Source organism: Kitasatospora sp. NPDC101155 (genome assembly GCF_044768305.1).
Lineage (GTDB): Bacteria > Actinomycetota > Actinomycetes > Streptomycetales > Streptomycetaceae > Kitasatospora.
In genome coordinates this window covers 1-10,223 of the sequence record NZ_JBIWPN010000106.1, presented here as the reverse complement: position 1 = coordinate 10,223, position 10,223 = coordinate 1, and the positions used below count along the sequence as shown (strand labels likewise).

Genomic DNA, 10,223 nt, shown 5'->3' with positions numbered 1-10,223 from the left:
ACTGGCTGTCCACCCTGCCCGCCGACACCCCGCTGCGCGAACTGGTCCGCATCTGCAAGATCCGCTGGCGCGTCGAGCACGACTACCGCGAACTCCAGGCCCTCCTGGCCACCTGGACCGGCGCCTGCTCGATATGCGGCCAGCCCGCACCGACACCGGAACCACACCACCACACCTAACAAAGCCCTACTAGTACTCCAGCCGTAGATCGTTATGTGCCCTGGTTTTGGGGCTGTCTGCCACTGGCGGAAACTCAGGTGGCCTCAGCGCACGATCTGGGTAGAGTCGGGCAATGCCCGAGCTGAAGCGGCTGCATGCCGACCACGCCCCGGCGGTCCTGGCCTTCGAGCTGGCGAACCGCGCCTACTTCGCTGCCTCGATCCCCGACCGCGGTGACGACTTCTTCGACCAGTTCACCGATCGGTACAACGCCTTGCTGGCCGAGCAGGAGGCCGGCATCTGCGCCTTCTACGTGCTCGTCGCCGAGGACGGATCGGTACTCGGCAGGTTCAACCTGTACGACTTGGAGGACGGCACTGCCAAACTCGGCTACCGGGTCGCGCAGCAGGTCACCGGCCGCGGCGTGGCGACCGCGAAGGTCCGGGAGCTAGGCCGGATTGCGATAGCTCGGCACGGCCTGCGCACACTACGGGCGGCCACCTCCCACGACAACACCGCATCCCAGAAAGTCTTGACCAAGGCCGGGTTCGTTCCGGTTGGCCCTGCCATCCCGGCCGATCTCGACGGCAAGTCAGGCACCTGGTACCAGCGCAACCTCCAGCCATAGACCTTGATCTTGCTCGTGGGTCGGCTGCGGGAAGGCTGCGGCCACCGCTGATCATCGGTGTGTGAAGACTAACGATCTTGCGGTGGCCGCAGGTCACAGCGTAGACCCTGCCCGCTGGCAGGAAGCGTTCGAGGACCTGATGAGCCGGATAGCCGACCGGTTCGCCCGGGTCGAACCCCGGCGTCGGGTACGGGATCTGGTCCTGGGGCTGCTGTCGGACCTGCCACGCAAAAACTGCTGGAGCATCGCCGAATGGGCCGGAGAGGCCACCCCGGACGGGGTGCAACACCTGCTCGGCCGGGCCCGATGGGATGCCGATGACGTGCGCGATGACGTGCGCGAGTACGTCCTGGAGCATCTGCACGACGAGGATGCAGTGCTGGTGGTCGACGAGACCGGGGACGTGAAGAAGGGCACGCACACCGTCGGTGTCCAGCGCCAATACACCGGCACCGCCGGGAGGATCGAAAACGCGCAAGTCGCCGTCTACCTCGTCTACGCGGCACTGCGCGGGCACGCGGCCGTGGACCGGGAGCTGTACATCCCGCGCTCCTGGACGCGCGAGCCAGATCGCTGCCGAGCCGCGGGCCTGGACAAGGACACCGCCTTCGCGACCAAGCCGGAGCTGGCCGCCCGCATGATCGGCCGGTTCCTCGATGCCGGGCACCGCGCCAGCTGGGTCGCAGGCGACGAGGTCTACGGCGGCAACCCGAAGCTGCGCTCCGCGCTGGAAGAACGCCAGGTCGGCTACGTGCTCGCCGTCGCCTGCTCACATGAACTCACCACCGGCGCAGGGAAGTTCCGCGCGGATACCCTGGCCGCGAAGGTGCCCAAACGGGCCTGGCAGAAGCTGTCGGCCGGGGCCGGTGCCAAGGGGCACCGCTTCTACGACTGGGCCGTCATCGACCTGGCCGAACCCCACCCCGGCAGCCGCCAGCTGCTGATCCGCCGCAACCACACCACCGGCGAACTCGCCTACTACCGCTGCTTCTCACCCGCCCCCGTGCCCCTGACCGCCCTGGTCCGCGTCGCTGGATCAAGGTGGCGGGTGGAGGAGACCTTCCAATCCGGAAAGGGCCTGGCCGGACTCGACGAGCACCAGGTCCGCCGGACGGCTGGACTGCGGAAGCCGACGCCTTCGCTTTCGCTGTGGACGGCTTCGCCATGTGCGGCCCGGAGCGGCTCAGTTGGACCGTCGGGCGGCGTCGTGGTGGGCGAGGGCGTCTTCGGCGGTCACCGGGGTAAACGGTTCCAGGGCGGTGACGTGGAAGCGCTTGAGGCGCAGATAGCGCTCTCCGGTGTCGGTGAGGGTCCAGTCGTGGCGGGTGCGGGCGGTCATCGGCTGACCGGTGCGGGTGATGCCTTCCCAGGCGAATTCGACGGTGAGGCGGTGGTCACCGTCCTCACCGGGGGTGATCTGCGGGTGGATCAGGTGGTGGGTGCTGAGGTCGACCAGCTCGCCGGCCTGTGCATACCAGGCGGCGACCTCTCCGAAGGTGTGCAGGACCCGCCCGTCGGACAGGGTCATCGCCAGCTCGGGGTGCAGCAGTTCGCGCAGCACCTCGGCGCTGTCCGCGGGCTGCTCCAGGAGGGAGAGCCAGTAGTGGACGAAGGCGAGGACCCGGTTCTCGGCGAGCGCGTCGGCGAACGGCCTGTCCTGGTAGGAGAGGATCTGCTCGGCGAGGGTGCTGATCCTGGGCAGGTGCTCGGCGGGGTGCTGGACGAGCTGGAGGTCGTAGCGCAGCAGGGCGGCGCCGTTCATGTGCGGGCCGGCGGTTTCGAAGTCGTGGGTGACCGTGACCTGGGCGGTGTCGGGGCCGGTGTGCTCGATGGCGATGCTGCGCAGGTGGTGGGCATTGGACTGGCCCGGGTAGACCTCCGCGAGGCCGTCCAGGTAGGCCTGGCGACCCTGGACATCGGGCAGCGCCCCCTCCGGCGGGCGGTGCATGACGAAGTCCTCGGTGATGAGTTCGCCCTGGTGGTCGAGGTTGCGCCGGTCGGTCTCGTAGGCGGTGTACCAGCGGTGTACCGCGGTGAGGGCGCGGTGCTCGTAGGAGTCGGCGGTGAGGGCGGCGCGGAGGGTGTCGAGTGCGGTGGGCTCGGTCATGATCGGTGCTCTCTTGGTTCTGGGGTGGGTCAGCGGACCCAGGCGGTAGTGAGGGCTTGGACGGCGGAGCCGTCGAGGTCGGCGAGGGTGGTGGCGACGAAGTCGCGGGCCCACTCGGAGGTCTGGATGCGGAAGGGCGGGTGCTCGGCGGTCAGGGCGTCGATGATCGGGGCGGCGGCCTCGGCCGGGGTCTGGGCGTTGCCGTAGGAGCCCTGGGTGCGGACGATGTATGCCTCAAGGGCCGGGGCGTACGGGCCGGACGCGGCGAGGAAGGCGGGGATGTCCAGGCTGATGTTGGTGACGAACTCGCTGGCGACCGCGCCCGGTTCGACCACGGTGACGTCGACGCCGACGGTGGCGGCCACGGGGGCGAGGGACTGCATGAAGCCCTCGACGGCGAACTTGGCCGCGCAGTACGCCTCGTTGAAGGGCTGGCCGACGACGCCGCCGACGCTGGTGACGGTGATCACCCGTCCCTGGGTGGCGCGCAGGTGCGGCAGGGCGGCGTGGGTGGTGGCTACCACGCCGAAGAAGTTGACCTCCATCGCGGTACGGACCTCGTCGAGGCTCATCAGCTCGAGGGTGCCGACCTGGGCGGCGCCGGCGTTGTTGACCAGTGCGTCGAGGCGGCCGTGCTCGGCGATGACCTCGTCCAGGCAGGCGGCGATGACCTCGGAGTCGGTCACGTCCAGACGCTTGACCTGGATGCGGTCCGCGACCCCGTTCTCGACGGCGGCCTTCAGCAGCGCGTCGGCCTTGGCGGTGTCGCGCATGGTGGCGATGGTGGTCCAGCCCGCCCGGGCGGCGGCGACGGCGGCGGCCAGGCCGATGCCGGAGGACGTGCCGGTGATCAGGACGGTCTTGGTGCTCATTGCCCAAACCCCTTTACTTATGACTCATAACTACTACTGTTCATAACTATGGGCTGATATATTTCACTTTGTCAAGCACATCGGTAGAGTGGACCCATGCCCACGTCATCGGATGAGCTGACCGGGGAGGTCATCGGCCTCTTCGCGGCCATCAACCGCCGCTACGCCCAGGAGTCCGAGGCTGCCGCCGCCACCCACGACCTGACCCCGCTCCAGGCCAAGGCACTGCTCGCCACCGAGGACCCGGTCCCGATGCGCCGCGTCGCCGACCGCCTGCACGCCGAGCCCTCGAACGTCACCGCGATCATCGACCGCCTTGAGGCCCGCGGCCTGGTCGAGCGCCGCCCCGACCCGGGCGACCGCCGCGTCAAACTCGTCGCCGCCACCGCAGCCGGCCGCACCGTCACCGCGGATCTCCGCACCCGCACGCCCTTCGCCACCGCCCCACTGGACCGACTCACCACGCAGCAACGCGAATCCCTGCGCGACCTGCTGCAACTGATGCTCGACACCTGACGGCGGCCAGCCCGGACTCCCGCCCGACATCTACGACCCCAGTAGACCGGGCCGGATCCTGTTCGCCGCCTGTCACCCTGCGGCGGGTGCAGGCCGGACGGCGCCGCTCGCGCTCCGCCGTCTCCTTCGCCTGGCGGGCCGCGTCGGCGGCGACCCGCTCAACGGCGAGCAGCTGGTCGCCGTCCGGGTTGTCGAACGCCTCGTTCGATCCCACCGCAAACCCCAAGGCCACAGCCCTTTGCGCGCTTGACAGGCCCCACCCGCATGGGCGGGCAGATGACGGATCCCAATGGGGTGCTGGGTCAGGCCGGACCCAGGTGCGGTAGCGCGGTTGCTGGTGATTCGTCGCGTGTCAGCGGACCTGGACGACCCTGCCCCCTTGGCACAATGCGGCTCATGCAGCCGCTGCCGGTTCCCTGCCCCGCACACCTCGTCCCGGATGCCACCGGCACCAACACCGACGCTTTCCACGACGCGTACCGACAGGCCATGGTGCATCGCGCTGTGTTCGTCGCCATCGAATCCGAAGCACGTCAGCAGTGGAACGTGAAGGCCGACACGCTCACCGCCGGCCCCGACCACGCGGTCGAGGACACCGTGAACGACGCCGTCCGGGCCGCGATCACCCGCCTGATCCAAAGGCACGAGGTCAACCCGGACGCCTACACGGGCCCCGTCTACTTCATGATGCACGGGGTGCAAAGCGAGGAACGGGCCCGTGAACTCGCGGCCGCACTCCACGCCGCCCTCTACGGCGACCTCGAACCGCTGGCCAGCGCCGTCCCCCCGTCCTGAGCTGATGATCCCGGCCGTCGGCATGGCACGCGGATACTGACCAGGGAGAAGAACGGCTGCGCCTGCCACCGGTGCGGGTCGCACGCCGACAGGGTGGCGCGCCGCAACCGGGACGGTGGGTGGCAGGCTGAGGCCATGTGCTTCCCTGCCAGGTCAGCATGTTGACATCTTGTGGCGTTGGGTCCGTCGCCGGCAAGCTGTGCGGCTGTCCCGGCCACCTGCGACTGGGACAGCCAGACGGTCAGCGGGTTGGTGGAGTTCGAAGGTGACCGGCCGTCGGGTTGTTGAAGGCCGGCGGCCCGGATCGCGGAGTCGCTCTGCGATCCGGGCCCGTTCGGGTTGGTGTCAGCTTCCGCCCGCACAACCAGGCTCAGCTGGCCAGGACCGCCGAGGTGGTGATTCGCCAGCCGTCCGGCGTGCGGGCGAGGAAGTAGAACACCCGGGGACGCTGGAACTCGGTGCCCGAGCGGTCGTAGCGGGCCCAGCTCACCTCGATGGTGACCGCCCGTTCGTTCAGCGCGCGGACGGCCGGGTCCAGTGCCTTGCTGCCGCCGTAGTCGAGGCTGCGCAGGGCGGCCAGCTCGTGGGCGAGCCCGGCGGTCAGCTGCTCGGCCGAGGTGAGGACCGTGTGCGCGCTGCCGGTGGTCACGGTCAGGGGCACCGCGAAGTACTCCAGCAGCGGCGCCGGGTCGGTCCCGCCGGCCGCGGCGAGTTCGATGAAGGTGGCCGCATAGCGGTCGAACAACTGCTTCGCGTCCGTTTCGGCACGCGACAGGTCTGCGGTGGACACAGGCGATCTTCTCCTTCTGGGATTGTTCAGCGAACCCAGGCACTGGTGAGGGTCTGGACGGCGGAGCCGTCGAGGTCGGCGAGCGTGGTCGCGACGAAGTCGCGAGCCCACGCGGAGGTCTGGACGCGGAAGGCCGGGCGGTCGGCGGTCAGGGCCCCGACGATCGGGGCGGCTGCCTCAGCCGGGGTCTGGGCGTCGGCGAGGAACACGTTCCGGACGGCCTCGAAGTACGCCTCAAGAGCCGGAGCGTAGGGCCCGGCCGCGGCGACCGCGGCGGGGCGGTCCAGGTTCTGGTTGGCGACGAACTCGCTCACGACCGGGCCCGGCTCGACCACGGTGACGTCGACGCCGAGAGTGGCGGCGACGGGGGCGAGGGACTCCATGAAGCCCTCGACGGCGAACTTGGCCGCGCAGTACGCCTCGTTGAAGGGCTGGCCCACGGCGCCGCCGACGCTGCTGACGGTGATCACCCGGCCCCGGGTGGCGCGCAGGTGCGGCAGGGCGGCCCGGGTGGTGGCTACCACGCCGAAGAAGTTGACCTCCATCGCGGCGCGGACCTCGTCCACACCCAGCAGCTCGATGGTGCCGGTCTTCGCGGCGCCGGCGTTGTTGACCAGCGCGTCCAGGCGGCCGTGCTCGGCGATCACCTCGTCCAGGCAGGCGGCGATGCTCTCGGGGTCGGTCACGTCCAGGCGCTTGGCCTGGATGCGGTCGGCGACCCCGTGCTCGGCGGCGGCCTTCAGCAGGGCATCGGCCTTACCCGTGTCGCGCATGGTGGCGATGGTGGTCCAGCCGGCCCGGGCCGCGGCGACGGCGGTGGCCAGGCCGATGCCGGAGGACGTGCCGGTGATCAGAACTGTCTTCGGGGAGGTCATGCGGGTCTTCCTTGCGTGTGGAGCGTGATGGGCTGCACCCGTAAACGGGGAGTTCTCCGGTTCTCTTCAACCGTAAACGGGGAACTCTCCGGTTGTCCAGCTAGACTGATCCCAGACGAAGGGAGCAGCCTTGACCACCCAGCCGAGCGTGTTGCGTGCCGATGCCCGCCGCAACCGGGAGCGCATCCTCGAAGCGGCCGTGCGTGCCTTCTCCGAGAAGGGCGCGGACGTTGCGATCGATGCGATCGCCAAGGCCGCGGGCGTCGGCTCGGCCACGCTCTACCGCCACTTCCCCACGCGTGAGGCGCTGGTGGAGGCGGCCTACCGCAACGAGCTGGCCCGGGTCTGCGACAGCGCCCCCGAACTGCTGGCCGACAACCCTCCGGACCGGGCACTGCGCCTGTGGATGGACAGGTTCATCGACTACCTGGCCGCCAAACACGGCATGGCGGACGCCCTGCGCGCCGCCGTCGCCTCCGGCGCCGACCCCTTTGCCGAGACCCTCGACAAGCTGACCGCCGCAATCGGCTCCCTGCTGCACGCCGGCACCGAAGCCGGCCTCCTGCGCCCGGACGTCGACCCCCTCGACGTCGGCTTCAGCCTCGCCGGCATCTCACTGATCACCAGCGCCCCCGCCCAACGCGAACGGGCCGGCCGCCTCCTCGACCTGCTCCTCGACGGACTCCGCTACGGAACAGACCGATAACCCGCCCCTCGGGCGCTCCATAGGCCCGGCGGCGGACAGCAGCTATGGCATCGGGAGAAACCCGGCCTGCCGCTGGGGCCCTCACCGGGCACCGGGCCTTGGGATCGTCGTCGGCGCCGACAGGCGGGATCGACGCCCAGCACACCTTGGTCGTAGGTCATCAAACGGCACCCTGACCCGGCGCGCTCGGGACCGACGAGCCGCTGCACGGGCACACGTCGGCGTCCCCGGACCGGTGTCCGGCGATCCAGGCACGGGCCGATCTCCCGTTCACCACGGACACGTCCCCGGGTAGCCACACCCGGCCGCGCCCGCACGCCTCGCAGGGCGAGTTCTCCAGTGCGCGTGGATGCGCATTGCCGCCCATGGCGTACGCCGCGGGTCACCCGCCCCAGCCCGATGCCCGGCACGCTGGGCGACGAGGTGTCCGGACGGCTGCGGAACGAGGGGTCGGTGGTCGGCGGCTTCGCCGCAAGGTTTCTCCCGGCCGGGGACGATGGACCGGGCGCCCATTGCCAGCGAGGCCGTAAATCCCCCGTGAGCGGGCCGGTCAGCAGTTCCAGGGAGATGTCGGCCTTCTCCAAGTCCGCGGAGAGCTACCCGAAACTACAGTCGCCAACGGCCCGGACACCCATACCTGGTCGATGCGATTGTCAGTACTAACCAGCGCGAGCAGCCGTGGAACCCGCAGGTCTGTACCGTGACTATGCGTCAACGGCACGTGGGTTCGCCAGTAGTCCCAAGCCGGAATCCGCGAACCGGTCGGCTTCGAGTGGAGTCCCGACGGGTTCGATGAGTGGCCGCCCAACGGGGGTCTCTGCATTTCAGCAGGTCAGCGACGTGTACGGCGGTGTCACTCGTTGGTGTGGGATTCGCGCAGGAACTCGTGGATTCCAGGAGCTATGGGCCTAATCTGCCGGTTCATGGAGGATTCCAGTAGTCGTCGCCTGGCGTTGGTCGGCGCCGAGGCGGGTCCGGCCGGGCCGGAGCCCGCAGCGGGTGGGCTGGTCGAGCCGGGCCTCGCCGATGTCGTGACGCTGCAGCGCCGGGCAGCCGCTGGGGTGTCGGCCGATGACGAGCGGGCGTTCTTCGCGGACGCGCTGGCCGAGTACACCTGGGCACGGGATGTCGCGGGTCTAGCCGCGTCGACGCTTCAGCGACTGCTTCGGCCGGTGGAGGAGATCTGCTCCTTCTATGACCTGGTGCCCTGGCACCTGACCCCGAGGCACCTGGACCTGTACTTCTCCGGGGCCGGGAAGCGCGGCCGGTCCACGCTGCGGGCGAAGGTGTCGCGGATCGACGCGTACTTCGCGTTTCTGGAGCAGCGGTATGCGGGGGAGATCGCGCGGCGGTTCGGGGTGGCGGTGGAGTCGCCGGTGGATCCGTTCAACCGGCCGCATCATCGGGGGGACTTCGGTCTGCGGATCCCGCCGTCGCAGCGGGCGATGAGGGAGTTCTTTGCCGCGTGGCGCCAGGCGTTGCCGCAGGCGCGGAAGTGGCGGGTGGCGGCTCGGGATTACGTGATGGCGAAGCTCGCGTACATCTCGGGTGTGCGGGCGTCGGAGCTGTGCGGGGTGCGGATCGGGGATGTGCACTGGGAGTTGGGGCAGTGGGGGCGGTTCGTGGTGCAGGGCAAGGGGGCTCGGGGGTCGGGGCCCCGGGAGCGGGAGGCGTACCTGTTCGAGGAGGGCCGGGCCCTGCTGTGGTGGTACGTGGAGGAGGTACGGGGTGAGTTCTGCGACGACCCGTTGGATCCGCTGGCCCCGTTGTTCCCTTCGGAGCGGTCGTCCCCTGCGGTTGCGGTGCTGAACGTGCCGGTGGCGCCGGCGCTGGGGCCGGATGCGTTCCGGCGGGCGCTGAAGGCGGCGGCGGCACTGTATCTGCCGGGGCCGGTGCGGGAGTTGTTCCCGCATCTTCTGCGGCACGCGTGCGCGGCCCACAACTATGAGCGGGGGATGCCGTTGTGGGATGTGCAGCGGATCCTCGGCCACATCTGGGCGACCGCCACGGTCGTCTACGTGTCGTCGGTGCGGGCGGATCCGGAGCGGACGAGCTTGGAGTCCGCGCACCGGGCGGTGCGGCGGTTGGCCGGAGAGGTGTGAAGGGTGAAGTGGAATCTGCGCTGGGCCGCGGCCCAGCGGGACATCTGGCGGCCGACCCAGCTGCTGGCCGCGTTCCAGGAGGCCGGTTTCTCGCCGTCGCTGAGCAAGGTCGCCGCGTTGTGGAGCGGCAAGCCGATCAGCGTGCGGCTGGATGACCTGGACAAGATCTGCACGGCGCTCGACTGCACGGTGGCGGACCTGATGGTCGCCGAGCCGGTCGAGAAGACCGGGGCGGTGCCCGAGGAGCCGGTGCGGGTGGTAGGCGGCGGCGCGGTGCGGCCTCTTCCGCGCTCAGGCGGGGGCCGGCGCTCGATGCCGCCGAATTAGGAGAAGGGGTTCGCTGGTGGGCGGCTTCGCCTCGATGGTGGTCGACGCGTGTGTGCGGTGTGGCGGCTGGGCGCTGGTGCGCTCCAGCGGCATCTGAGGTTCCCCCGACGTGCGGAAGGTTGCCGGAGATGGCCTGATGGGCCATGAGAAGGGAGCCTCTGCCATGGCTGCACCGATGAAGTACCCGCCCGAGTTGCGACGGCGTGCGGTGGAGATGTATCGCACTGCTGACCCGAAGCCGGTGATCTGCTAGATGGCCCGCGACCTGGGCGTGCACCACGAGGCCCTGCGTAACTGGATCCGCCAGGACGAGGCGGACCGGGGCGAACGGGACGACCGGCTGACC

11 protein-coding genes and 1 pseudogene are annotated in these 10,223 nt (G+C 69.8%); 8 read left to right on the top strand and 4 right to left on the bottom strand.

What is annotated here, in order from left to right; all coding sequences use genetic code 11:
• Nucleotides 1-292: 292 nt before the first annotated feature.
• Both ACIRYZ_RS45755 and ACIRYZ_RS45750 read left to right on the top strand, forming a co-directional pair.
• Nucleotides 293-787, top strand: coding sequence for a GNAT family N-acetyltransferase (locus ACIRYZ_RS45755; protein WP_402955448.1), 495 nt, complete (start codon nucleotides 293-295; stop codon nucleotides 785-787).
• 139 nt (nucleotides 788-926) lie between these two features.
• Nucleotides 927-1,940: pseudogene (locus tag ACIRYZ_RS45750) on the top strand (IS701 family transposase); the annotation flags it as partial.
• 30 nt (nucleotides 1,941-1,970) lie between these two features.
• On the opposite strand, the gene ACIRYZ_RS45745 reads toward ACIRYZ_RS45750, so the two are convergent.
• Both ACIRYZ_RS45745 and ACIRYZ_RS45740 read right to left on the bottom strand, forming a co-directional pair.
• Complete coding sequence (locus tag ACIRYZ_RS45745) at nucleotides 1,971-2,894, bottom strand: hypothetical protein (protein ID WP_402955452.1); 924 nt, start codon at nucleotides 2,892-2,894, stop codon at nucleotides 1,971-1,973.
• Nucleotides 2,895-2,923: 29 nt separating this feature from the next.
• On the bottom strand, nucleotides 2,924-3,766 hold the full coding sequence (locus ACIRYZ_RS45740; RefSeq protein WP_402955445.1) for an SDR family oxidoreductase: 843 nt from the start codon (nucleotides 3,764-3,766) through the stop codon (nucleotides 2,924-2,926).
• A 96-nt stretch (nucleotides 3,767-3,862) separates the two neighbouring features.
• Here ACIRYZ_RS45740 and ACIRYZ_RS45735 point away from each other — a divergent pair, with 96 nt between their 5' ends.
• Nucleotides 3,863-4,282, top strand: coding sequence for a MarR family winged helix-turn-helix transcriptional regulator (locus ACIRYZ_RS45735; RefSeq protein WP_402955443.1), 420 nt, complete (start codon nucleotides 3,863-3,865; stop codon nucleotides 4,280-4,282).
• A gap of 396 nt (nucleotides 4,283-4,678) precedes the next feature.
• Nucleotides 4,679-5,077 (top strand): hypothetical protein, encoded by a 399-nt coding sequence (locus tag ACIRYZ_RS45730; protein WP_402955441.1) that lies wholly within the window; start codon nucleotides 4,679-4,681, stop codon nucleotides 5,075-5,077.
• Between the two features lie 370 nt (nucleotides 5,078-5,447).
• On the opposite strand, the gene ACIRYZ_RS45725 is transcribed toward ACIRYZ_RS45730, so the two are convergent.
• On the bottom strand, nucleotides 5,448-5,867 hold the full coding sequence (locus ACIRYZ_RS45725) for a hypothetical protein (protein ID WP_402955438.1): 420 nt from the start codon (nucleotides 5,865-5,867) through the stop codon (nucleotides 5,448-5,450).
• A gap of 26 nt (nucleotides 5,868-5,893) precedes the next feature.
• Nucleotides 5,894-6,742 carry an SDR family NAD(P)-dependent oxidoreductase gene (locus ACIRYZ_RS45720; RefSeq protein WP_402955435.1) on the bottom strand — a complete coding sequence of 283 codons (849 nt, stop codon included), beginning with the start codon at nucleotides 6,740-6,742 and terminating at the stop codon, nucleotides 5,894-5,896.
• Nucleotides 6,743-6,872: 130 nt separating this feature from the next.
• Between ACIRYZ_RS45720 and ACIRYZ_RS45715 the strand changes: the two genes are divergently transcribed.
• From ACIRYZ_RS45715 to ACIRYZ_RS45700, 4 genes are all read left to right on the top strand, one after another.
• The gene (locus ACIRYZ_RS45715; RefSeq protein WP_402955432.1) at nucleotides 6,873-7,448 is read left to right on the top strand and encodes a TetR/AcrR family transcriptional regulator; all 576 of its coding nucleotides are present in this window, start codon (nucleotides 6,873-6,875) and stop codon (nucleotides 7,446-7,448) included.
• A gap of 953 nt (nucleotides 7,449-8,401) precedes the next feature.
• Nucleotides 8,402-9,550: a tyrosine-type recombinase/integrase gene (locus tag ACIRYZ_RS45710; protein ID WP_402955430.1), complete on the top strand. Its 1,149-nt coding sequence runs from the start codon at nucleotides 8,402-8,404 to the stop codon at nucleotides 9,548-9,550.
• Between the two features lie 3 nt (nucleotides 9,551-9,553).
• Nucleotides 9,554-9,877, top strand: a complete 324-nt coding sequence (locus ACIRYZ_RS45705; protein ID WP_402955428.1) for a helix-turn-helix domain-containing protein — start codon at nucleotides 9,554-9,556, stop codon at nucleotides 9,875-9,877.
• A 253-nt stretch (nucleotides 9,878-10,130) separates the two neighbouring features.
• On the top strand, nucleotides 10,131-10,223 hold a 93-nt coding region (locus tag ACIRYZ_RS45700), incomplete at its 3' end, for a transposase (protein ID WP_402955450.1).